A 23612-nucleotide genomic window follows, 5' to 3' on the forward strand; every position below is an offset into this window, starting at 1 on the left:
ATGAATTCGATAAAAATATTTGCTCCTGCCACTGTGGCCAATGTCTCTTGTGGTTTTGACGCCTTGGGCTTTGCTATCAACGCTGTTGGTGACGAAATGATACTTTCAAAAACAGAAAAAAAAGGGGTCACCATAAGTAAAATTGAAGGTGCATATCTTACTTTTGACAGCCATAAAAATGCCGCTGGTGCTGTTGTTTGGGCTATGCTAGATAATATTCAACCCGATTTTGGAATTGACATTCAACTCTTTAAAAAAGTAAAACCTGGAAGTGGATTGGGCAGTAGTGCATCTAGTTCAGCAGGTGCCGCTTTTGCAATGAACCAATTATTAGGGAATCCGTTCTCAAATCTTGAATTGACACAATTTGCACGATTAGGTGAAAAAGCAGCTTGTGGTTCGCCTATTGCTGATAATGTTGCCGCGGTAATTTATGGAGGGTTCATCCTTGTAAAAAGTTATGAGCCTTTAGAAATTGTAAAATTGCCCGTACCAGATGAGTTGTGGGTAACGGCTATCCATCCGCAAATAGAAATAAAAACCGAAGATGCCCGTAACGTTTTAAGCCCAACGGTAACCGTTTCTAATGCCGTTAAACAAAGTGCAAATTTGGCAGGTTTAATTAGTGGACTCTACACAAATAATTACCAATTAATTAGTCGTTCTTTAGTGGATGTAATTGCCGAACCCTATCGTAAAAAGTTAATTCCCCATTTTGATAAGGTCAAACAAGATGGATTAAAATCTGGTGCCCTGGGAATAGGAATTTCTGGCTCTGGCCCTACGCTATTTGCATTGTGCAAGGGAGAAGAAATAGCCAATAAAGTAGCCAAATCAATGCAGAAGGTTTATCAAAATACTGCTATTGATTTTAATATTTATACTTCGCAAGTTAATTTAAATGGAGTTGAAGTTTTAAGTTAAAATTGTTGGTTTTGTTGTTAAAATACTAAGTAGTAACCTAATTTGTAGTAACTTAGTGCCAATTCAACTAAAATATTCCAAGTCATGAAAAAAATAGTTCTACCCTTGCTTGCAGTTGCTGTCATTTTAATTTCTTGTAAAAAAGAAAAAATTGAAGATAAAAAAAGCATAGCGGACAATCTAAAATCTTATACCATAGAGCAGATTATGGATAATGAATCCATTTTTGGTGGTAGCTTTTCTCCTGATAATTCCAAATTATTGGTCACCAGTAATCGATCAGGTATATTTAACATGTACACCGTTCCAACAGTAGGTGGTGATTATGAAGCATTGACCAAATCCGATAGCTCATCTGTTTTCGGAATATCTTACTTCCCCAACGATGAACGCATACTTTTTAGAATGGATAACAATGGAGATGAAGTGTATCATATTTATTTACGAGATACTATCGGTAATTATAAAGAACTAACGCCTGACAAGGGTGCTAGAGCTTCTTTTTATGGCTGGTCACATGATGGAAATAGTTTTTTCTACGGTTATAACAAACGTGATGCCCGTTTAACTGACATTTACGAAATGGACATTAACACGTTAAAACCTAAACTTATTTATAAAAATGATGATGCCTACGCTTTTGGTGGAATTTCCAATGATAAAAGATATATGGCCCTTAGCAAAGCTATTACGACCAATGATAGTGATTTGTTTATTTATTCTTTTGGTGATAATTCATTAACCAAAGTAAATAAAAAACAATCTGCTAACTCAGCTTCAGATTTTACACCAGATAGTAAATCCCTTTTATATACAACGGATGATGGCAGTGAGTTTGCCTATTTAATGAAATATGCTATTGATGATGGCTCACATGAAAAAGTAATGGAAAAAGATTGGGATATTTGGGGTAGTTTCTTTACACATGACGGTAAATATCAAATTACGTCTGTTAACAATGATGCAAAAACAGATGTTGAAGTTGTTGAAGTAGCCACAGGTAATAAAGTCGATTTTCCAACTTTTGAAGCTGGAGATGTCAGCAATATAAGTTTTTCAAGAGATGGTACTAAAGCCCGTTTTTATGTAGCTGGTTCAAATACGCCATCTAATTTATATGCATATGACATGGCTTCAAAAGAATATACTAAACTTTCTGATGTTTTAAATAAGGATATTAATCCTGATGATATGGTTACTGCAGAAGTGATACGCTATAAATCTTTTGACGATTTGGAAATCCCTGCCATATATTACAAACCCCATCAAGCTTCTGCCGAAAATAAAGTACCCGCTTTGGTATGGGTACATGGTGGACCAGGAGGGCAATCGCGTCAAAATTTCTCTGCACTTATTCAATATTTAGTCAATCATGGGTATGCGGTTTTGGCAGTAAACAATAGAGGAAGCAGCGGTTATGGAAAAACATTTTTTCAAATGGACGATTTAAATCACGGTGAAAAAGATTTACAAGATTGTGTTGAAGGTAAAAACTGGCTAGCACAGCAGCCCGAAATTAATGGTGATAGAATTGGTATTATAGGTGGCTCTTATGGGGGTTTTATGACTATGGCAGCATTAACGTTTAAACCCGAAGAATTCGACGTCGGTGTAAATATTTTTGGTGTTACCAATTGGATTAGAACCGTTAGAAGTATCCCGCCATGGTGGGAATCATTTAAGGAAGCATTGTACAAAGAAATTGGCGACCCATATTCTGCTGATTCTGTACGTTTAAAGAAGATTTCACCGCTATTTCATACCGAAAATGTTACAAAGCCTTTAATGGTCTTGCAAGGTGCAAAAGATCCAAGGGTATTACAAGTGGAGTCTGATGAGATTGTTGCAGGAGTACGAAAAAATGGAGTTCCAGTTGAATATGTATTATTTGAAGATGAAGGTCATGGTTTTGTAAAAAAAGAAAATCAGATTGAAGCTTATGGTAAAATTTTGACTTTTTTAGATACTTATTTAGGTCAAGATGAACCTATAAAAGAGTGAAAACAGAATTGCTTACCGCCTCTTGCTTAGGGGCGGTATTAATCAATATTGTTACGCCAACCAATCTTTAAAATCCCTTACCCGTTCTCTGCTCACAATGATGTCTTGATGTTGATAGGAATTCAATTTAATCTGAAGTCTTGAGTTGGTATATGATATTATATCTTTTATGGCATTGATATTTACGTAGAACTTTCTACTGGTTCTAAAAAACGTTTGTGGTTCTAATTCAGCCTCCAATTGCTCTAGGGTCAAGTCTATAAGGTAATCTCTTCCATCTGTAGTATGGATATAAGTACCTTTGTTTTCGCTGTAAAAACATTCTATATTATCAACAGTAATCATTTTTAAATGTTGGCCAACTTTTATGGTAAATCGTTTTTTATATTCACGCTCCAACGGATTTACCAATAACTTTTTTATATCGTCAAAATCAATGGATACTTTTTGTTTTGTGGGGATTCTTTCTTTAAATTTTAATACCGCTTTTTCTAAGTCCTCAACATCAATCGGTTTTAACAGGTAATCAATACTGTTGAGCTTAAAGGCTTGTAATGCATACTCGTCATAGGCCGTTGTAAAAATTATAGCACTATTAATATCAATAGTTTCAAAAATTTCAAAAGACAATCCATCCGATAATTGTATGTCAAGAAAAATAAGATCAGGATGTGTATTTTCTTGAAACCATAGTAACGATTCTTCAACGGAATGCAACATTGCATTTGCTGTAAAGCCTAATTTTTGTAACATTCTATCCAACCTTCTTGCAGCTGGTTTTTCGTCTTCTATAATAATTATGTTCATTGATAATTTTATAATGTTTTAATGAAATATAGGTTGATTACTTTGATAAGTATTATTTTAATCTTTTCATTTGATTCTCATCTTCTTCCATAATTTTTTTGATTTTTCGTTCTTCCCAATCTTTACCTAAAATCAAAGGATAACCAAAAACATTAAAGGCATGAAAAACAACACCTATACCCCAAAAAATCCATACGGCAAAAGTGCCAAAACCCCAAAAGGCTTCGCTCCATGTTTCACCATTATAATAATTTCTAATTACTTTATTTGCAGTTATAAATGTATTGACAATCAAATAAATAGCTAAATGCCAATAGAATCCTTTTAGCTCATCAACCCGCTTCTTAGCTTGTCTGTATTTAGTGCTTTTCTTATATTTTTCTTCCATAATAGTTTAATCAAATTTGATCTTTTTCTATGATTTCTTTAATTTTCTTTTCTTCCCATTTTTTAAAAACTGACAATTTAAACCGACTGATATATAAAAACTGAATTAGAATTCCTACACCCCATAAAATGGGAACTAAGGCAATATTTATTTTCAACCAGTGCAAAAATCCATACTCAATATCTGGTGTTTTTTCTATAATAAATTCAATAATTTGATTTTTAAAAATTAACCAAGCAATTAAAAAAATAATATAAACCGCTAAATGTTGGTAGAACTCTTTTAATTCTCTCACATGCTTTAAAGCACTTTCGTATTTGCTCATGCTATTTCGTATTTTCATTTTCGTTGTTTAAAATCTAAAATCTCAGGTCTTATATCTGAAATGAAATCTACTCCCAATGCTGCGTCTTTTTATAGCCTTTATCTTCTTGATTCATATATTCTTTTACTTTACGCTCTTCCCAATCTTTACCAAAAAAAGGATTCCAATTAAATGCTTTTAAAGCATGGAAGAACACGCCAATCCCCCATCCAAATGCTGCCCATAAAAACCAAGGGTGATTCCATCCATCAAGGTAATAATTCAATCCGGCTAAAAAGCCTATAAATATTATATAGGATAATAAATTGTTATAAAATTTCTTAATTACTTCTACACGTTCTTTTGCCTTTATGTATTTGTTTTCTTTGTCGAAATTTTCCATGATGTTGTTTTTTAAATTCATTTTTTCGCACTCGTACCTTTAACCTTGTACCTCTTACTTTTTTTGCTTCGGTCTTCTGTCTCCCGACTTCCAACTTACTCTTTATCCATAAACTCCCTTATCTTACGCTCTTCCCAATCTTTTCCTAATAACGGGTTATAACCGTAGGCCTCCATACCGTGCATGACCAGTCCGAACCCCCAACCTAAGACTGGAAAAATTACCCAAGGAAAACTTGTCGTTTTATAATTTAAAAAAGCCAAGAAAGGAATTACTATAATATATGAAATAACATTGGCGTAAAACCCCTTCATCTTTTCTACCTTTTCTTTGGCTTTTAAATATCTTTTATCTTCTATATAATTTTCTTGTGTTTGCATAACTGAAATTTGTTTTGTTAGCATGGGTAATTTTACTATAAACGACCCAGCCGATTTATTAATAGATACTCTTCGATCAGTAACCAAACCATAGCGTTGTTGAATGTTAGAAAGCCCAACACCACTACTCTTTTTTAGTACTTCTTTGGTTTGTAAATTGTTTTCCACAACTAAATGTCCATTTAGTTCGTAGATTTTTATAGTAAGCGGATTTTTACTATTTACCACATTGTGCTTTACGGCATTTTCTAATAACAATTGTAATGCTAATGGCACTACTTTAGCCTCAGGATTACTTGCCTTTTCTGGAATACTGAAAATTATACTATCCTCAAAACGCATTTTTAATAAACTAACATAGGTTTTGGCAAATTGAAGCTCCTCATCAACGTTTATTAATTCTTTGTTTTTTTGCTCCAATACATAACGATATACTTTTGACAACGCAGTAGTAAAATCTTGTGCCGCATCAGGATTCTCATCTATTAAGCTGGTAAGCACATTTAAACTATTAAACAAAAAATGTGGATCTAACTGATTTTTTAATGCATCAAATTGTGCAGATGCCGTACCTGCAATAATTTTTTGTTCGGTAACCTTTTCTTTTTGAGATTTTTGATAAAAATAAACTGCATGAAAAAAAATACTTGCAACAACAGTAATAATAATTGAAGTAAAATAAAACGTGCCATTGTTTAACTCTTCTGTGTAGAATTCGTTAAATCCCTCACCCTCAATAGCCATTTCCTGAAACATCCTGAGAAAAACAATTGCCACCATGGTCAACAGCATACCACCAATACTACCTATCAACATTCTGTATTTTCCGTACTTTTTCCATTCAATTTTATTTAAATAGTCAAAGAAATAGGAATTTACAAAAGTCAATACGATAGAATACATTTGGTAATATCCAAAAGCAATCAATAAATTCTTATCAAAGTTGATTGTATGACCAGAAAGTACTCGGTAAACCATAAAAACAGCCATTATAAGAACACCAATAATAAAACCAACTCCAATTGTTTTTTTGATTTCAGACATTTTAATCTTTATAATTAATAGTGATTGTTATTTCCTTTTTTTCTAAAATGAATTTGGCATCTTTAAATTTTGGCGGACCAAAACTTCCAGTAGCATTATTACTGCAAGCATTAGGTTCTTTAGGTATACCAACCCAATTGGTATCTAACTTACCATTGTCATTTTCATCATGAAAAGAAGAAACGGCATAAATTCCTTTTGGTAAATCTGCAAATTGTACTTGAGCCTTACCACTTTTAATCGCTATTATTTCTCCTTTAAATGGTGCTTTAAGAAAATTGTCTTTGTGATTGTAAACGGCTACAAATAATTTACCCTTATCTGAAGCTAAGCCTTCAAAAGTTACCGTCAACTTATGGGTTGATTGCGACCATGAAACTAGCGAACTCATTACAAAAAACACAAAACTTAATTTTCTTAAAGACATTACTTAGAATTTAATAGTTAAATCTAAGGATTTATTTTCAACTGTAAATTTAGCAACATCAAACGTAGGTGGTCCCATTAAAACAGGATTATTTGACATACTCCAGTCTTCCGCTGGCATTCCGTTCGCATCAAAGTCAAATTTATCATTATTATTACTATCATGATAACAAATAATGGCATATTCACCTGGCTTTACGTCTTCAAATTTAATTTTAGATTTTCCTTGGTTAATATTGGTTGCTTTGGCATCTAATGGCTTTTGCATAAAGGTAGTCTTGTCATATAAGGCAAACCGAACCATTCCTTTATCACTGGTTACATTGGGTACGTTTACAGTAATAGTTATTGCTTTTTCTTCTTCCGTAGTTTCATCAGTAATATCACAACCTTTTAATACTTCTATGACCCACTCTTTACCCCAATTTGGATGAAATTTAGATTCAGGTTTAAAATTATCGTACAATGCAATAGTGGCTTGCAGTCTTTTACAATGTGGGGTTAAATCTTGTCCAAAATAACGAGCACCACCCATTTCAAACTCTACGAGACCACTATGGGCTCTCGGATTGTTTGTATTTAAGCGAATGGCTTTTTGATATAAATCTGTAGTAGCTGGTGTTAAACTTGCTCCGTATGTCATTGGATCCATAACAATTTTAGCTACATTAATAAATGCTTTTAACACATAAATTTCTGAATTATCTGGTGAAATATCATCTGCTTTCTCTGCATATGCTTCGGCAGCTTTTAGTTCTGCTGCTACTTTAGTTTTGTCTTTCATTTCAAAAGTAGTTCTGGCTTTAAGTAATGCCAAGTTGTAATAGGGCAACCAATTATCGGTTTCTACTTGGGCAATACGTTCAAAAGCATTAGCAGCTTCTTCATTTTTATTTTCTTCCATTAATTGAAAGGCTTGTTGCATGCCTTGTTCAAATTTTGTTTGTGAATAGGTTACTTGGCTTACCAAGAAAATTACGAGTGCTGTTACAATTCTGATCATGATTTTTGTTTTTAGTTTATTAATTACGGTTCAAAAGTCCATAAAAAGTTAGGTGCATAAAAAAAGTGTTGACCGAATTGTATTTTTTTAAGGATGAATTGTTAATTTGGCATCATTACTATAAAAATGGAAATAAGAATTGCAACTGTTACTGATTTACCCGCTATTGTAAAAATTCACAATCAAGCTATAAGAGCAAGAAATAAAACAGGTAATCTTGATGAGTTTACAGTAGGTCAACGCAAAAAATGGTTTGAAACTCATTTGAACCAAAAATATACAATACTGGTAGCCTTAGAAAATAATGTGGTAGTTGGTTATGCCTCAATAAGTCCTTATCGCGAAGGCCGAACTGCTTTTCTTAATACTGCAGAATTGAGTTATTATGTAGATTTTGGGCATCATAAAAAAGGAATTGGTACGCAATTGGTTAAAGAAAGTTTCCAATATGCTATTAATAATGGAATAAAAGTGCTGGTTTGTATTTTGCTCTCTGTAAATAAAGTAAGTATAAAATTATTAGAAAAAAACGGGTTTTCTCTTTGGGGGACAATGCCAAATGCTGCCGAAATAGATAGTCAAAAAATGGATCACCTGTATTTTGGTCGGGAAATTAATCAATAGATTGCACCTAATAAACATAAATTACTGGAACGAATTAAAATCATTTTTTATGAATAAATGGATATTAATAATAACTACCTTAAGTGGTATTCTACTTTCTTGTACTAAGACAAACGAGATAAAGAAACCCAATATTATTCTTATTATGGCAGATGATATGGGTCACGAATCGTTGAGTATTTATGGAAATGTGTCTTACAGCACCCCTGTGCTGGACAAATTAGCAGCAGACGGAATTCGATTTGACAATTGTGTCTCACAACCGTTGTGTACACCGTCACGAGTTAAAATAATGACCGGACTTTACAATTATCGTAATTATGATTATTTCGGGCATTTGGCAACAGACCAATATACTTTTGGTAATTTAATGCAAGATGTAGGTTATTCGACTTTAGTTGCTGGTAAATGGCAACTCAACGGATTGGCCTATAAAGACAAAATTTCTGATTGGAATGATAACACCAAACCTAATAAACTAGGTTTTGAAGAATACTGTCTCTGGCAATTGACAAAAAAGGGAAATGAAGGAGGTAGGTATGCAAATCCTTTAATAGAACAAAACGGGAAAGTACTCGCTACCGATGAGGAAGATTATGGTCCTGAACTATTTTCTAATTATATATTAGATTTTATAGAACGTAAAAAGGGTGAGCCTTTCTTTATCTATTATCCTATGGTATTGGTACACGATCCGTTTGTGCCCACTCCAGATTCTGAAGATTGGAATTTCGAAGAAAAACGTTACCAAAACGACACCACCTATTTTAAGGATATGGTAATCTATGCTGATAAAATAGTTGGAAAAATAGTAGATAAACTTAAAGAACTGGACATAGACGATGATACCATTGTCATTTTTACAGGTGATAATGGCAACCATCCAACTATTTATACCAAGACAGCAACTACTATTATACGTGGTGCTAAGGGTAATACCATAGATGCTGGCACACATGTTCCGCTCATTGTATCTTGGCCTAAAACAATTAAAAAAGGATTTATCTCAAAAGAGCTCATAGAATTCAGTGACTTTTTTGCCACATTCTCAGATATTGCAGCAAAAGAAGTAGCAACTGACGGCAAGAGCTTCTATCCATTATTAACTGGAAAAGAATACCAAGGAAGAAAAACCGCTTTTGTACATTACGACCCTAAATGGGGTAAAAACGTAAACCGATATAGAAATCAGTTTGTGAGAACTTTAGATTATAAATTATACCCAGATGGGAAATTTTTCAACATAAACAATGATAAATTAGAAAAAATACCTTTACCTACTGATTCGCTGATGGTAAATGAAAAATCAATAAAAACAACCTTAGAAAGTGAGTTAAAAAAGCACCCCGAGTGGGATAAAAATGAATAATCATAAAAACTATATAAACTTGATTTTCTCAACAAAAAACGCGACCTTCGTTTAACATTGGATATAAAACAACTTGTGCTGTCCCGATTGCTATCGGGATTGTTTCAGTATTAAAACGATTTGATATCAAGTCGTTAGCTTTAATTTAGATTAAATGAATCTTTCACTACAACAATTATATACTCGATTTACGGAGCACATGGATACCATGAAAGCAGGGTTCACTATGACGACCAATAATGATATGGGTCTCAAATTTTTTGATAATGAAGGAAACGAAACCAAGTATGTCCCATTTAAAGGTTCAGCGATAGTAAAAGTGATGGATTCATGTAAGCATTATGCAATTTTTATAGACTCGTTTGGAGAAGAAATAATTAATAAACTACCAATTATCATTGAAGGCCTCGAAAAAGATGGAATGCGTAACGTTAATATGGTATTTGAAAATCTAGAAGAAGGAGATTATGCTACCAAAAACGAAGATTTACTTTTCACAGGTAAATTTTATATAGAAACGAACAAATTAACATTGACTAAGGAGAAAGCTTTTGATTTGATTAACAAAATGGGCATACGATATAAGGGTAGAAAAATAAAGTTTATAATTCGTGATAACAATGACTGGAAAAAATTGAAAAAACCAGAAAGAATTAAAATATTTCTTTGTCATGACTCAAGGGATAAAAAATATGTCGAACAAGTCTATATGGGATTGATTAGAAAAACATTTGACCCTTGGTTAGATAAAGTTGCATTACAAATCGGAGATTCTCTTATTGACAAAATTGGTGAGGGATTGAATCAAGCGGATTTTGCCATAATATTTGTGAGCAAATATTTTCTCTCCAATGAAAAATGGGTGAAATTTGAACTACAATCATTAATGACGAAGCAAGTAACAGAAAACAAGAAAGTTATTTTGCCCCTATGGTTAGACATTAAGGCGGACGATTTAAAAAATAATTTATGGTTAAGAGATAAAGTTGCTGTTAATTCCAATGATGGACTGGAGAGCGTAATTGATAAAATCGTTCGTTCGACAAAACTTTATAAAGAAAAAAACAAAGACTAACAACATATAAATTTAATGCTTGTATTTGTCCTTTACTAAGTTTGTGGATTTTTAGTCAGCGGATTTTCCTAGTGGAAAAATCAGCCACTTGTTTTCACCCAATAACTTTATACCAACCGATAAACGAGCACCTACAAATTATCCAACTGATTTTTCGTTTTATCATCACTAATAGTCCAAAAGAAACCTACAAAAAAGAAACGATCGGCACTAGGTATAATGGCTTGCCGTTGAAACATTCCGTTAACATCGGGTGTATTGGCATAATTATAACCATAGGTATTTTTAATGCCCAAAATATTAGAAACAGAAACAAAAAGTATTTTTTGTTGCGAAATTAAATAACTCCAATTCATACTAAAATTATTATAGGTTTTGGTTTTACCATCCATAAAATTAGTGGAATTTGGATTGTTATAGGGTCTTCCGCTGGCAAAAGTATAGGTTGCCCCTACTTGGCTACGCCAATCGTTTATCCAATATTTAGTTACCAACGAAGCATTATGTTTGTTAGCAAAACTAGGGGTAACGGATTCCTGAAAATCTCTATACTTACGCTTTGTGTCCAAATACGAATAGGAAAGCCAATATTGTAGGTTTTTTATGTTTTTACTATCCTTCCAAAACAAATCAATGCCTTTGGCATAACCAAAACCCTTATTGCTAAAATTAGCAGAAGGTTGGTCAAATTCAGTATCATATTGTAATAAATTGTCATAGTCTTTGTAATACAATTCCGCTCTAAATAATTGTCTGTTCTTTTTATACTGATAATTTAGGATATAGTGCGTAGCCTTTTGAAATTCAAGGTTTTGTTCAATTTTTAATTCATTGTTTTGTGGCGTTTGATAAAAATCGCCATAGGCCAATGACAATTGAGATCTTTTACTAAGTTTATAGGCCAAAGAAACTCTTGGCGAAAAAGCAGTTTCTTTCAATAGTGCATTGTATTCGCCACGAACGCCAAATTTACCTGCAAAATTATTCGAGAAAAACACATCCGCCTCAGCAAAAGCTGAACTCATGTTTTGTGTAAAACCAGAACTGAAATTTTCAGTTTGATTTGCTATTCCCGTTTCTTTAAAGTCAATTGAGGTCAATTCCACACCATACGATAATTTAAAGGCATTGCTAAACGAATGTTTTAATTTGGCTTTTATATGTACTGCATTTTCAATGTTATTTACATCGGTGCTTTCAAAACCCACATCCCTATTGCTGTTACTGTAACTTAATCCCGTTGTTAATTTTAGGTCGTCCCCTAAAAATCCGTCATAAGACAAATTTGTGTACCAATTGCGGTCTTTTAGTTTAAATCGGATCCTATCTTCATAATTAATATCTTCTTGCTCTACATCAAATTTAGAAAAATCGTAAGCCGTATAAAGCTTGAACAAACCATTTTTAGTAGTATGTCTGTACACGGCTTCCCCAGAAATAGATTCGGGCAGTTTGTTCCATGTATCTCTGTCGGGAACTAATTTATTGTATGGAGCCAAATTGATGTAACTAGCGTTAATAGTTAACGCATCCTTTTTCCACTTTTTAGTATGCCCTACTCCTACACCTAATGACATTAATGAAATATTTGTTTCATTTTGTTTTGGGCTGTCAATGGTATTTAACAATAAAACACTAGACAAAGCATTGCCATATTCAGCAGAATATCCTCCTGTGCTAAAGGTAATTCCATCAAAAAGAAAAGGTGAATACCTACCACGTGTTGGTGTATTATTTGTTGTGGATATATACGGTTTAAAAACTTGTAACCCGTCAATATATACTCCAGTTTCATCAGCAGTACCACCACGCACAAACAACCTACCGTCTTCACCAACCATTTGCGTACCAGGCAAGGTTTGTAATGCCCCGATAAAATCGCCGGCAACACCCGCTGTAGTAACCACATCCAAAGGACTCATTACGGAAACGGCAGTTGTACCGCCAGCCTTAAATGAACCTGCGGTAAGCACCACGGCATCTAAAGTGTTTAAGGCTTCTTTAAGTACAATACGCAATGCGTTGAGCTTGCTTACTTCACTTAGCTGTCTGTACGTTTGGTAATTCAGATTGGAAACCACAAGTGTTTGTTCGCCAGCTTCATTTGTGATAAAAGAAAACTTTCCGTCAATATTGGTCGTAGCACCATCATAGGTATTTTCCAGATATACGTTGGCACCAACAATGGACACTCCTTTTTTGTCAACCACTGTGCCTGAAATCGTAGTTTGAGCATTGGCTTGAGTAAAAATTACTAAAAATAATAGTACTGAAATTGTTTTTATGAATTGCATCGTGTTGATTTTATGATGCAAATATGTTTCAACCAAATGCCAACGAAAAAAAACAATATCCGAATTGTAATTTTTTAGGGATGAGTTGTGGAGTTATGATTTCAAATTTATCTCTTACAGCTAAAAAGTTAGTACCCACTACCCTTAAGCAACGGAAATAGTTTGTACAAGGTATAAAAAAAAGGACAATTTGTTCAAATTGTCCTTTAACTTATCTAATTCAAAATTTATAAAACCAAAAAAATTACATCAACTTCCCAAAAAACACTGCATTCATCAACAGTTTATTGGTACCATACCAAAAGGCTCTAAAGTTCGTATTGTCTGTAAAAGCAATAACCTCACCTCTACCCATGCTTGCAGTTTTAAATGGCAAGGTTTTTTTGATAGCTTTTAGGTTTTCCTTAGAAATATAACCGCTCAACAATGCTTTAGTAGTGTATTGTATAGGGTTTTTGTAATTGCTGGTACTGTCAGGTTTTACAAACAACGTGGTATTTCTGAACAGGGCAATTTTATCATCGTTATAGCCATATCCTATGGGATGCGTCAAGTCAATATCGGCCTCAAAGATTGCCCCTCCAATAACCTGTGCTCCTCTAAAATCAGCTCGCTCTGCAAAAGAAACGTTTTTTGTTTCTGCTTTAGTTCTTTTAAAATTCAAATCAATAAACTTTTTATTGTCCAACCAACGCAGGGCATTTCTGTAACCTATTAGCACACCGCCGTTTTTAACAAAAGTCTTTAAATTATCGGTAGCATTATTTAATGTATTACCAGAAGTATTGGACACTATTATAGTGGTATATTTACTTAAATCGGTTCTGCTTACATCTTTAGTGTCTAGTTTTGTAATCGGTATTTGATAACGGGTATCTAACAAGTGCCATATTTCCCCCGCATCATAAGATGAAATACCCTCACCTACCAATACCGCTATGTTGGGTTGTTCCAAAATTCTAAAATAAGAACTTCCCAAATCAATTCCAGAGGCAATTCCCGTGGTTACGCCATTAAAATCAACACCAGTGTCTTTGGCTAATTGCTGTAACAAATTGTAAATTTCATCGCTAGACTTAGCTTGGTTGGCAACTGGTATTAAAATTGTACCGTAATCGTAATTTTTACCACCAATACCAAAAGTTTTTGTAGCTACTTTAGCCCGTAATCCTTTATTTAAAATACTGTACAAAGCTTTTGGTGTGTAATACTCGTCCCATTCAAAAATATAAGCATAATCACTTTTGGTGTTTACTTTGCCTTCAGGAAAATCGAGCGTAGAAACGACTTCTCCTACTGATGAAAGGCTATTGATGTAGCCATAATCCAAATCAAACGCCATAGGCAGAGTCCAAGCAGAAACATCATAAAACAGACTATCTTGAAAGCTGGTTCGGGTCTCAAACATAGCTTTTATCATTCTGTAATTGGGCTGATTGGCAGGAATTATATAGCTACTGTTAGCTGAAAATTTAGTGCCATTTGCATTTACATTACCATCTAGTTTATGGAATTTGATATGTTGACGTTCTAACATTTTGGCAAACTGATACGTTTTACCTTTATCATGGGCATCACCAAAAACAATAGCTTTATTTCTATCTCTATTTACTTCGCGTTGGGCGTTTTTATAAAAATTATGTTGATAGGTCAATAATTCTTCTCGCATACTTTTTCCCGCTTCTAAGGTTGATAGTGCTGCAGTAAACTGGTTGCGAATGGTAAATGGAAAGGTCAATAGCCCATTGTCCGTATCTTGGGCGTGGCCTCTTGAACTCGCTTGTTCGAAAAGAATACCAATACCGCCGTTAATATCTGGAAAAGTAGAGCCTTTTCCGTAGTAAAAATCGTCGTAACGTTCTTCGGTAAAATATAACGAACCGATTTTGTCCAATGCCTTAGCATGATATTCACCTATTTTAGCGGTTAATTGTTGATTCAATTTCGGTGTTAGTGGATGTGTTCTTGATGGAATTCCAGGCTGAAAAAAGAACGTAGAATTCGTTCCCATTTCGTGGTGATCCGTTAAAATATTAGGCTTCCACTTATGGAATGTTTTGATACGTGCTTGCGATTCTGGCAATTGTGTTACCAACCAGTCCCTGTTCATATCGAACCAATAATGGTTTGTTCTTCCTCCTGGCCAAACCTCGTCGTATTCTCTGTCGTTACTATCAGAGGTTATGTTTTTATTTTTATGAATATTAGCCCAATTGGCAAAACGGTTCAACCCATCCGGATTGAAAGATGGGTCAAACAAAATAACAGTATTGTTTAGCAATTCATCTATTTCATTGCCTTTGGCTGCTGCCAAATAATAGGCTACCAATAATGCTGCATTGGATCCGCTCGGTTCGTTTCCATGAATGGAAAACCCTTGGTACACCACTACTGGCATGTCATTAACATTAACTCCATTTGCAGAAGCATCTGATAATTTTAGATGCTCTTTTCTTATGGTTTCAATATTTTGATGGTTTTTAGGAGAGGTTATAGTCAACAATAAGATAGGTCTATCTTCATATGTTTTTCCTCTAGTCTCAATGGTAATTCTGTCAGAAGCATCTGCCAATGTCTGCATATAATACACCAACTTATCATGCGAGACGTGCCATTCGCCCACCTGATGTCCAATTACACTTTCTGGTGTTGGTATGTCTTTATTATAATTAACGTTTTGTGGTAAGTAATAATTAATATCTATTTTTTCTTGGGCATAACTAACCAAAAAAGTAAAAAGAAACAGAAGTGTAATAATTTTTTTCATGTTGGGATTGATTTAAAAAGATAAGTTGAAATTTTACAAGAAATAATTAGAATACTTTAAATACATATCCTAAAAGCCAATATAAAATTATAAAAACAAAAAAAGTGCCTATACAGCCACACTTACCTCCTCCAATTTTTTTAGCACCAAACCAGGCTATTATAGCTCGTAATAATTTTTCCATTATATAATTTATTTAGCGTAAATATAACTGTAATTTAATAAATTAAAAAATCTCAATTTTTTGCACAAAAAAAGACTATCGTTTGAGATAGTCTTTAATTTAATTTGAGTTAGTAATATTATTAAATATCGTCAAAATCTACATCTGTAAAACTAGTTGTAGATTTGTTTTCTGTTTCGCTTACAACTTCTTCTTCGCTAGGTTTTTGATAATCTTTCTGATGACGCTCAGAAATTACTTCTTCGCCTTTTTCATTAATAATAAAGTCTGTTGCTTTTACCAACATTTCATTAAATTCAGAAAAATCTTCTTTGTACAAGTAAATTTTGTGTTTTTTATAATGAAAAGAACCATCATCATGTGTAAACTTTTTGCTTTCCGTAACAGTTAAATAGTAATCTCCAGCTTTTGTAGATCGTACGTCAAAAAAATAGGTTCTTCTACCAGCTCTTAATACCTGAGAAAAGATTTCTTCTTGTTCTGTATATTCTTTACCACTCATAATAATCTTAACTTTATAATTGTAATTTACATGACAAATCTATAAAAATAAATGATTTGCACAACACTTTAATCTATTTCTTTTAATTTTTAGATAGAACTAATGATTACTTTGCTCCATAAGTTGTTGGTTATAAATATTTTGATAAAAGCCCTCTTTATTTAATAATTCATCGTGTGTTCCTTTCTGGATTATCCTTCCTTCATCCAAAACGATTATTAAATCGGCATTTTTTGCTGAAGATACCCTATGCCCTATGATAATAGTGGTTTTATCTTTACTTACCCGATTTAAATTGTTTAATATAATCTCTTCTGTTTCGGTATCTACAGCAGAAAGGCAATCATCAAAAATCAGTATTTCTGGCTCTTTTATAATAGCTCTGGCAATAGATATTCTTTGCTTTTGCCCACCTGACAGCGTAACGCCCCTTTCACCTACGAAAGTGTCGTAAGATTTAGAAAAATCTTCAATGTTATTATGAATGTGTGCATTCTTTGCAGCACTTACAATAACCTCCTTTACAGCTTCTTCATTACCAAATTTAATATTATTTTCTATGGTATCAGAAAACAAAAAGGCCTCTTGTGGTACAAATCCGATATTGTTTCTCAGACTGGTCAAATTTATTTGATCAATTGGTTTGCCATCAATCAATATCTCACCTTCGTCAACATCGTACAATCTGGCAATAAGTTCAGCTATAGTAGATTTACCCGAGCCCGTTTTGCCCAAAATAGCTAACATCTTCCCTTTTTCTAACGTAAAACTCACATTTTTTAATGCTGTGGTATTGGTGTCATCATAAGTAAAGGTTACATTTTTAAATTCAATTTTACCCTCTATAATAGTAGGTTCTTCAACTAAATTTTGTATTTCTGGTTCAACCTTTAAAAACTCATTAATTCTTTTTTGAGAAGCTTCCGCCTCTTGAACTATGGAAGTTACCCAACCTACAACAGCCACTGGCCAAGTCAACATATTAACGTAGATAATAAACTCGGCAATTACCCCAAAGGTAATATGCCCGTTAATGTATCGCATACCACCAATATACACTACTGTAATATTGCTAATACCAATTAATAGAATCATAAGTGGAAAAAACAAAGCTTGTAATTGATAAACCGCAATGTTTTTTTCTTTACTTTCATCAGCAACTTCATTAAAATCTTTAAATGTTGGTTTTTCAATACCATAAGCTTTGATTACGTTCATCCCAGAAAAGAACTCTTGGGTAATGGATGTCAATTTAGATAAGGTCTCCTGCTTTATTCTGCTTCTTTTATTTATTTCTCTACTCAAAAAGTAAATAGAAACAGATAAAATAGGTAATGGTATCAACGTGTATAAAGTTAAGGTCACATCCTTTTGAGCCATGTATGATATCACAATAACAAATAAGGTAACCATATTAATGGAATACATAATCGCTGGGCCAAAATACATTCTTACCTTACTGACATCTTCACTAATTCTATTCATTAAATCACCAGTTCTATTTTTTTTATAGAAATTGAGCGATAGCTTTTGGTACTGTTCAAAAATTTCGTTTTTGAGGTCAAATTCTATATAGCGGGACATATTAATAATTGCCTGCCTCATAATAAACGTAAACACACCGGCTAGTAAAACAGCACCCAACATTAAGAGTATGTTCTGTAATAATTGATCTTTTACAGCTTGTAAATTGGTAGTTTCATTATTAATGTATTTTTCAACACCATCTAGGGAATCACCAATGAGAATGGGTACAGTCAACGATAGAATTCTTGCAATAATGGTACAAATAGTACCTATAATTAATCGGTATTTGTATTTTACAAAAAACTTGTTTAAGTATCGTAACGCCTTCACTAGCTAATTTTGAATTGATAAAACTTTGACACCAAAGCGTAATACGCTACATTTGCCAAAATTATTTATATCGCCGAATATACAAGTTTAAAATGATAGTACAAATTCTAAGTTCTTTGACTTATAAAATGCATTTGGTATGTTAAACAGGAGACACCTAAGAATTAAGGTAATGCAATCTGTTTATGCCTTACTACAATCTAAAAGTGATGATATTGTTAAAGAAGAGAAGTTCTTAAATTACAGTATTAATAAAATTTACGATCTGTACGTTTTACAATTAAGTTTACTTATTGAAGTAAGAAATTTAGCTGAAAAACATCAAGAAATTGCCAAAAAGAAATATTTAGCCACTTCAGAAGATAAAAATCCGAACAGAAAATTTATAGATCATCCTTTTTTATTGGGTTTAAAAAATAATGCTACTTTACAAGATTATATTAAAACTCAAAAATTAAATAATTGGGAAAACGATAGTGAATATGTCAGGCTAATTTGGGATGCTATCAAGGAGAGTGATATCTATGCCGATTTTATTAAAAGTTCCGAAAACACATCACCTAAAGGAGATTTAAATTTTATAAGCGAGCTTTATAAAAATATTATTGCACCTAACGATAAATTATTTGACTATTACGAGAGCCAACTCATAACTTGGGTTGATGATATTCCTTTTGTAAATACTTGGATTGTTAAAAATTTAAAGCGGATAAATGCTCAGACCCGTTTTAATAAAATGCAATTGTTCAAAAACAAAGAGGATGAAGAATTTGGAATAGCATTGTTTAAAAAAACAGTATTGCACCACCATGAGTTTATGGATGATATTGATGCGAAAACGCCTAATTGGGATACGGACAGAATTGCAGAAATGGATTTTATTCTAATGAAAATGGCATTGGTAGAGTTAATGTATTTTCCTTCAATACCTACAAGGGTTAGTATTAACGAATATATTGAAATTGCCAAGGATTATTCGACTACAAAAAGTAGCTTTTTTATAAACGGTGTTTTAGATAAACTATTAAAGGAATATACGGCTGAAGATAAAATCAAAAAAATAGGAAGAGGATTACTATAAAATTCTTAATTTTACCCACATTCAGGGGCTTAGTCAAAAATATGAAGTAGATTATACCGTTAACTATAAAAAGATTAAAAACAAATATTATGAGATTAGAAGTAAAATTTTTAGCGTTTTTATTAGTATTTGCTTTATTTTCATGTAAAGAAAATACTACTTCAAAAATTAAAAAAGAGAATTTAGAGATAGCCAAGAAACGTGATTATAAAATGACTGAGGGTGCTTCAGCACTTACATTTTCTAAAACCGAATATGACTTTGGCACTATAAACGAAGGTGATATAGTTGAAACCACTTTCGATTTTAAAAATACTGGTAAATCAGCTTTGATAATTTCAAATGCAGCCAGTACTTGTGGATGTACAATTCCAGATTACCCAAAAGAGCCCATACCTGTTGGTGGAACAGGGTCTATTACGGTAAAGTTTAACTCATCAGGTAAACCAAATAAACAAAATAAAGTAGTTACATTAACAACAAACACGGCTAAAGGAAAAGAAACAGTTGTAATTAAAGCAAATGTAACACCGAAACAAAAAGCAAGTTAAAACACAAATCATATATGTATTCAATAATTGTATTACAAGCCGGAGGTGGCGGAATGGGAAATTTTATATTAATCCCTGCTATGTTATTGGTTATTTATCTTTTTATGATAAGACCACAAATGAGAAGGCAAAAAAATGAAAGAAAATTCCAGGCGGAAATAAAAAAAGGATCAAAAGTGATAACTACGAGTGGTATTCATGGTAAAATTGTAGATTTAACCGATGATGCCTGTGTAATTGAGACTGGAGCTGGCAAAATTAAATTTGAACGTACCGCAATATCAATGGAACTGAGCAAAAAATACTTAACTCCAGCTACAAAAAAATAATTTTATATTGTAATCTTTAAAAGTGAGTTTTATTTTGGTAAAACTCACTTTTTTTATTTACATTTAAATGAGAATGATAAAGAAAGATAAGACATCTGGAAAACTAAAAACCACAAAAAAAACCAAAATGATTTTTGGCTTTTTACTATTGTCTTTTCTTTTTTGGATATTGATTAAACTATCAAAAGAATATATTGATGTCGTACCTGTTCATGTAGAGTACTTAAATCTTCCTGAAGGAAAAATGTTGCAAAAAGAACCTCCAACAACAGTTCAACTGACTTTAAAAACTCATGGTTTTGACCTTATAAAGTATCATATTTTTAAAAGAAATGTAAAAGTAGATCTTAAAACGATAAAACCTAAAAATGCAACTATTTATTATCAAACTGCTCAAGACCTGCTACCAGAAATTATAAGTCAATTACTTGCTGGTGTTGAAGTTTTTTCAATTAAGCCCGATACCCTATTTTATAATATTGGAGAAGGCGTTTCAAAAAACGTAAAAATAACAACGAATTTAGAAATAGAATATCAGTCTGGCTATAATTTATTTGGCGATTTAAAAATAGAACCAAACGAAGTTACTATATCTGGCCCAGAGATTTTAATAGATTCTATTCTAGAAGTAGAAACCCAAAAAAAAATAGTAGAAAATGTAAATACTGATTTTGAAGTTACTGTTCCATTAATACAACTGGATAAAAAATCAAAAGTAACTTATTCTGTAGATAAGATTAAAGTCAGTGGTGTTGTAGATAAATTTACCGAAGCAAGGTTTACGATACCAGTTGTTGTGGATAATTTACCTAAAAACTATAACATTGATATTTTTCCTGATAATGTTGAAATTGTTTTTCAGGTAGGTATATCTGATTACAATAAAATCAATAAAAACGATTTTAAAATAAGTTGTGATTACGAGCGGTCAAAAAAAGATGGACTTAACTATCTTATCCCAAAAGTGGTTTTAAAACCATCATATATTTCTGATATCAGAATTATGCCCAATCAAATAGATTATCTAATAAAACAATGATAAAGGTAGGCTTAACAGGTGGAATAGGTAGTGGAAAAACTACAGTAGCAGAATTTTTTAAAGAATTAGGTGTTCCTGTATATGTAGCTGATGTTGAGGCAAGAAAATTAATGGATACTTCTAAAAGCATTAAAAAAAAATTAATTAAAGCTTTTGGTGCCGTGGCCTATATAAATGGCGAGCTAAATAGGCAATACCTGGCCCATTTAGTATTCAATGACAAAAAAAAGTTGAAAATTATTAATAGTATTATTCACCCTAAGGTAGCCAAACATTTTTCAAAATGGGTGCAAAAACAAGATACACCCTACTGCATTCAAGAAAATGCAATTATTTACGAAAACAACAAAGCGGATGAATTTGATTATATAATTTCGGTCTCGGCACCTTTAAAGGTTAGAATTGATAGGGTCATAGAAAGGGACTCTACTACTAAAGAACAAGTTTTAGCCAGAATCAATAATCAATGGGACGATGCAAAAAAAAATAAATTAGCTGATTTTGTAATAGAAAATGTCGAGTTATCTGAAACTAAAAAACAAGTAAAAGAAATACATCAAAAATTACTAAAAATAGCTTCTGATTATCATACTTCTTAAAAAACTGTTAAATAATTATACTTTTAGTTAATCTTAGTTAAATCAATACTAAATCTTAAATAGATAAGTTAATTTTGTTAGAATGAGTAAACGCGTATTTGTACTCCTAATTATACTAATGAGTATTGCTTTAATAGGTATCATAGCTGTACAAATTTATTGGATAAATAATTCTATTGATATTCGTGAAAAGCAATTTACTAACGATGTAAAGTTTGCGTTGGCAAAGGTTTCTGAAAACATTCAGGAAAGGGAAATTAACGATTATTATAGAGATTTTAAATCTGTTATTGATAGTGCATCTAGATTAGATGGAGAATTAAGAAAAAAGGATTTTTATTATCAAAAAATAGATACAGTAAATAAAGAGATATTTTCATTTAGACAGAGTATTCTAGAAAATAATTTTAAATCTAATATCCCTTTATTCGATAACGATTCTTTGACATTTCAGACAATTTTTGGTGAAGAAAAACAGGAAGTAACCAATTTTGATGAATTTTTTCAGAGTGACCTTAATGAGTTGACTGACAAAGAGCAAATTTATGAAGTTGGTAGAATGAGTAAGTTAGAAGCTGTAAATTATGAAAATAATTTTAAAAAAATTGCAGCTCGTAAGCCTATTTATGATAGAATTGGCACTAATGAAATATCGTTAAACCTTGAGAATGAATTACGGGACAGAGGGGTTGATATAAAATTTGAATTTGGTGTTTTTGGTGATGGACTAGCAACTAAAGTAAAATCATCAAAATTTAAGAATATAAAAGGTAAAAGTTATAGCGTTCCGTTATTTATAGAAAACAATGGAAATAGTAATTATGAATTACGCGTAACTTTTCCATCAAAAAATGAATATATATTAGGCTCTATTACCAATATTTTGGTACTGGCTGCTGTATTTATTTTAGTAATAATGTTGGCGTTTGGAAGTGCTATTTACCAATTGATAAAACAAAAACAGATATCGGCAATAAAAACCGATTTTATAAATAATATGACGCACGAGTTTAAAACACCTATAGCCACAATAAATTTGGCATTGGATGCTATTAAAAACCCGAAAATAATTGGAGATAGTGAAAAAGTACTCCGTTATACCGAAATGATTCGTGAGGAGAACAAAAGAATGCATGGACAGGTAGAAAATGTATTGCGAATTTCCAGATTAGAAAAAAATCAATTGGATATTACGCAAGGAGTTAATGATTTACACGACATAATAGAAGATTCTATTACACACGTAGAATTGATTATCAAGGATAAAGGTGGTTATATTAACCTACACTTAGAAGCTTTACAAAGTGAAGTGATGGTTAATAAGTTTCATTTTACCAATGTAATTACCAATATTTTAGACAATGCAATAAAATATACGAATGAACCACCAAAAATTGATATTTATACCGAAAATGCAGGTAATAATATCGTTTTGCATGTTAAAGATCAAGGAATTGGAATGAACAAAAATGTTCAAAAGCATGTATTTGATAAATTTTATAGAGAGCAAAAAATTAATATTCACGACGTAAAAGGGCATGGTTTAGGTTTGTCTTACGTAAAAAAAATAGTTGAACACCATCATGGTAATGTTTATGTAGAAAGTGAAAAAGGAAAAGGAAGCACGTTTACAATAAAATTACCATTAATTTAATTTTAAA

Annotated in this window: 23 protein-coding genes; 11 read left to right on the top strand and 12 right to left on the bottom strand. The window is 32.4% G+C overall.

Going from position 1 to position 23612, the window contains the following annotated elements; all coding sequences use genetic code 11:
- Both U5A88_RS07395 and U5A88_RS07400 read left to right on the top strand, forming a co-directional pair.
- Positions 1–924: a homoserine kinase gene (locus U5A88_RS07395; RefSeq protein WP_354205138.1), complete on the top strand. Its 924-nt coding sequence runs from the start codon at positions 1–3 to the stop codon at positions 922–924.
- Between the two features lie 84 nt (positions 925–1008).
- Entirely contained in the window at positions 1009–2925 is a 1917-nt protein-coding gene (locus U5A88_RS07400) for a S9 family peptidase (protein ID WP_354205140.1), read from the top strand.
- A gap of 51 nt (positions 2926–2976) precedes the next feature.
- On the opposite strand, the gene U5A88_RS07405 is transcribed toward U5A88_RS07400, so the two are convergent.
- From U5A88_RS07405 to U5A88_RS07435, 7 genes are all read right to left on the bottom strand, one after another.
- A complete protein-coding gene (locus U5A88_RS07405; protein WP_354205141.1) occupies positions 2977–3732 on the bottom strand; it encodes a LytR/AlgR family response regulator transcription factor in 756 nt (251 codons plus the stop codon).
- Between the two features lie 52 nt (positions 3733–3784).
- Positions 3785–4120, bottom strand: coding sequence for a 2TM domain-containing protein (locus tag U5A88_RS07410; protein WP_354205143.1), 336 nt, complete (start codon positions 4118–4120; stop codon positions 3785–3787).
- Between the two features lie 10 nt (positions 4121–4130).
- Positions 4131–4463, bottom strand: coding sequence for a 2TM domain-containing protein (locus tag U5A88_RS07415; RefSeq protein ID WP_354205145.1), 333 nt, complete (start codon positions 4461–4463; stop codon positions 4131–4133).
- Between the two features lie 49 nt (positions 4464–4512).
- Positions 4513–4827, bottom strand: coding sequence for a 2TM domain-containing protein (locus U5A88_RS07420; protein ID WP_354205147.1), 315 nt, complete (start codon positions 4825–4827; stop codon positions 4513–4515).
- Positions 4828–4922: 95 nt separating this feature from the next.
- Positions 4923–6251, bottom strand: a complete 1329-nt coding sequence (locus U5A88_RS07425) for a 2TM domain-containing protein (protein ID WP_354205148.1) — start codon at positions 6249–6251, stop codon at positions 4923–4925.
- Between the two features lies 1 nt (position 6252).
- A complete protein-coding gene (locus tag U5A88_RS07430) occupies positions 6253–6678 on the bottom strand; it encodes a DUF2141 domain-containing protein (RefSeq protein ID WP_354205150.1) in 426 nt (141 codons plus the stop codon).
- A gap of 3 nt (positions 6679–6681) precedes the next feature.
- Positions 6682–7680, bottom strand: coding sequence for a DUF2141 domain-containing protein (locus U5A88_RS07435; protein WP_354205152.1), 999 nt, complete (start codon positions 7678–7680; stop codon positions 6682–6684).
- Positions 7681–7806: 126 nt separating this feature from the next.
- Between U5A88_RS07435 and U5A88_RS07440 the strand changes: the two genes are divergently transcribed.
- From U5A88_RS07440 to U5A88_RS07450, 3 genes are all read left to right on the top strand, one after another.
- Entirely contained in the window at positions 7807–8304 is a 498-nt protein-coding gene (locus U5A88_RS07440; RefSeq protein ID WP_354205154.1) for a GNAT family N-acetyltransferase, read from the top strand.
- Positions 8305–8353: 49 nt separating this feature from the next.
- Positions 8354–9673 carry a sulfatase-like hydrolase/transferase gene (locus U5A88_RS07445; protein WP_354205156.1) on the top strand — a complete coding sequence of 440 codons (1320 nt, stop codon included), beginning with the start codon at positions 8354–8356 and terminating at the stop codon, positions 9671–9673.
- A gap of 154 nt (positions 9674–9827) precedes the next feature.
- Positions 9828–10748: a toll/interleukin-1 receptor domain-containing protein gene (locus tag U5A88_RS07450; RefSeq protein WP_354205157.1), complete on the top strand. Its 921-nt coding sequence runs from the start codon at positions 9828–9830 to the stop codon at positions 10746–10748.
- Positions 10749–10879: 131 nt separating this feature from the next.
- On the opposite strand, the gene U5A88_RS07455 is transcribed toward U5A88_RS07450, so the two are convergent.
- The 5 genes from U5A88_RS07455 to U5A88_RS07475 form a co-directional block, all read right to left on the bottom strand.
- Positions 10880–13042: a TonB-dependent receptor gene (locus tag U5A88_RS07455; RefSeq protein WP_354205159.1), complete on the bottom strand. Its 2163-nt coding sequence runs from the start codon at positions 13040–13042 to the stop codon at positions 10880–10882.
- A gap of 244 nt (positions 13043–13286) precedes the next feature.
- The gene (locus U5A88_RS07460; protein WP_354205161.1) at positions 13287–15809 is read right to left on the bottom strand and encodes a M14 metallopeptidase family protein; all 2523 of its coding nucleotides are present in this window, start codon (positions 15807–15809) and stop codon (positions 13287–13289) included.
- 46 nt (positions 15810–15855) lie between these two features.
- Entirely contained in the window at positions 15856–15993 is a 138-nt protein-coding gene (locus U5A88_RS07465) for a hypothetical protein (RefSeq protein WP_354205163.1), read from the bottom strand.
- 121 nt (positions 15994–16114) lie between these two features.
- Positions 16115–16495, bottom strand: a complete 381-nt coding sequence (locus U5A88_RS07470; protein ID WP_354205165.1) for a PUR family DNA/RNA-binding protein — start codon at positions 16493–16495, stop codon at positions 16115–16117.
- A 99-nt stretch (positions 16496–16594) separates the two neighbouring features.
- The gene (locus U5A88_RS07475) at positions 16595–18352 is read right to left on the bottom strand and encodes an ABC transporter ATP-binding protein (RefSeq protein WP_354205167.1); all 1758 of its coding nucleotides are present in this window, start codon (positions 18350–18352) and stop codon (positions 16595–16597) included.
- 139 nt (positions 18353–18491) lie between these two features.
- Here U5A88_RS07475 and nusB point away from each other — a divergent pair, with 139 nt between their 5' ends.
- The 6 genes from nusB (at position 18492) to U5A88_RS07505 (ending at position 23605) form a co-directional block, all read left to right on the top strand.
- Positions 18492–19433 carry a transcription antitermination factor NusB gene (gene nusB / locus U5A88_RS07480; protein ID WP_354205168.1) on the top strand — a complete coding sequence of 314 codons (942 nt, stop codon included), beginning with the start codon at positions 18492–18494 and terminating at the stop codon, positions 19431–19433.
- Between the two features lie 89 nt (positions 19434–19522).
- On the top strand, positions 19523–19984 hold the full coding sequence (locus U5A88_RS07485; RefSeq protein WP_354205170.1) for a DUF1573 domain-containing protein: 462 nt from the start codon (positions 19523–19525) through the stop codon (positions 19982–19984).
- A 14-nt stretch (positions 19985–19998) separates the two neighbouring features.
- Entirely contained in the window at positions 19999–20313 is a 315-nt protein-coding gene (yajC, locus tag U5A88_RS07490; protein WP_354205172.1) for a preprotein translocase subunit YajC, read from the top strand.
- Positions 20314–20386: 73 nt separating this feature from the next.
- Positions 20387–21352: a YbbR-like domain-containing protein gene (locus U5A88_RS07495; protein WP_354205174.1), complete on the top strand. Its 966-nt coding sequence runs from the start codon at positions 20387–20389 to the stop codon at positions 21350–21352.
- Positions 21349–21951, top strand: a complete 603-nt coding sequence (gene coaE / locus U5A88_RS07500; RefSeq protein WP_354205176.1) for a dephospho-CoA kinase — start codon at positions 21349–21351, stop codon at positions 21949–21951. The genes U5A88_RS07495 and coaE overlap by 4 nt, the downstream gene beginning before the upstream one ends.
- A gap of 82 nt (positions 21952–22033) precedes the next feature.
- Positions 22034–23605, top strand: coding sequence for a sensor histidine kinase (locus U5A88_RS07505; protein ID WP_354205177.1), 1572 nt, complete (start codon positions 22034–22036; stop codon positions 23603–23605).
- The last annotated feature ends 7 nt before the right edge of the window (positions 23606–23612 follow it).

Origin of the sequence: Aureibaculum sp. 2308TA14-22, from assembly GCF_040538665.1 — a bacterium.
In the GTDB taxonomy this organism is placed as follows: domain Bacteria; phylum Bacteroidota; class Bacteroidia; order Flavobacteriales; family Flavobacteriaceae; genus Aureibaculum.

Bases quoted from the DNA above. Each gene is read 5' to 3' on its own strand.
- U5A88_RS07395 (WP_354205138.1), top strand. From the start codon at position 1: ATGAATTCGATAAAAATATTTGCTCCTGCCACTGTGGCCAATGTCTCT.
- U5A88_RS07465 (WP_354205163.1), bottom strand. From the start codon at position 15,993: ATGGAAAAATTATTACGAGCTATAATAGCCTGGTTTGGTGCTAAAAAA.
- U5A88_RS07405 (WP_354205141.1), bottom strand. From the start codon at position 3,732: ATGAACATAATTATTATAGAAGACGAAAAACCAGCTGCAAGAAGGTTG.
- U5A88_RS07505 (WP_354205177.1), top strand. From the start codon at position 22,034: ATGAGTAAACGCGTATTTGTACTCCTAATTATACTAATGAGTATTGCT.
- U5A88_RS07410 (WP_354205143.1), bottom strand. From the start codon at position 4,120: ATGGAAGAAAAATATAAGAAAAGCACTAAATACAGACAAGCTAAGAAG.
- U5A88_RS07435 (WP_354205152.1), bottom strand. From the start codon at position 7,680: ATGATCAGAATTGTAACAGCACTCGTAATTTTCTTGGTAAGCCAAGTA.
- U5A88_RS07450 (WP_354205157.1), top strand. From the start codon at position 9,828: ATGAATCTTTCACTACAACAATTATATACTCGATTTACGGAGCACATG.
- U5A88_RS07400 (WP_354205140.1), top strand. From the start codon at position 1,009: ATGAAAAAAATAGTTCTACCCTTGCTTGCAGTTGCTGTCATTTTAATT.
- U5A88_RS07430 (WP_354205150.1), bottom strand. From the start codon at position 6,678: ATGTCTTTAAGAAAATTAAGTTTTGTGTTTTTTGTAATGAGTTCGCTA.
- U5A88_RS07485 (WP_354205170.1), top strand. From the start codon at position 19,523: ATGAGATTAGAAGTAAAATTTTTAGCGTTTTTATTAGTATTTGCTTTA.
- U5A88_RS07470 (WP_354205165.1), bottom strand. From the start codon at position 16,495: ATGAGTGGTAAAGAATATACAGAACAAGAAGAAATCTTTTCTCAGGTA.
- U5A88_RS07455 (WP_354205159.1), bottom strand. From the start codon at position 13,042: ATGCAATTCATAAAAACAATTTCAGTACTATTATTTTTAGTAATTTTT.
- U5A88_RS07440 (WP_354205154.1), top strand. From the start codon at position 7,807: ATGGAAATAAGAATTGCAACTGTTACTGATTTACCCGCTATTGTAAAA.
- U5A88_RS07495 (WP_354205174.1), top strand. From the start codon at position 20,387: ATGATAAAGAAAGATAAGACATCTGGAAAACTAAAAACCACAAAAAAA.
- U5A88_RS07445 (WP_354205156.1), top strand. From the start codon at position 8,354: ATGAATAAATGGATATTAATAATAACTACCTTAAGTGGTATTCTACTT.
- U5A88_RS07420 (WP_354205147.1), bottom strand. From the start codon at position 4,827: ATGGAAAATTTCGACAAAGAAAACAAATACATAAAGGCAAAAGAACGT.
- yajC (WP_354205172.1), top strand. From the start codon at position 19,999: ATGTATTCAATAATTGTATTACAAGCCGGAGGTGGCGGAATGGGAAAT.
- U5A88_RS07415 (WP_354205145.1), bottom strand. From the start codon at position 4,463: ATGAAAATACGAAATAGCATGAGCAAATACGAAAGTGCTTTAAAGCAT.
- U5A88_RS07460 (WP_354205161.1), bottom strand. From the start codon at position 15,809: ATGAAAAAAATTATTACACTTCTGTTTCTTTTTACTTTTTTGGTTAGT.
- U5A88_RS07425 (WP_354205148.1), bottom strand. From the start codon at position 6,251: ATGTCTGAAATCAAAAAAACAATTGGAGTTGGTTTTATTATTGGTGTT.
- nusB (WP_354205168.1), top strand. From the start codon at position 18,492: ATGTTAAACAGGAGACACCTAAGAATTAAGGTAATGCAATCTGTTTAT.
- coaE (WP_354205176.1), top strand. From the start codon at position 21,349: ATGATAAAGGTAGGCTTAACAGGTGGAATAGGTAGTGGAAAAACTACA.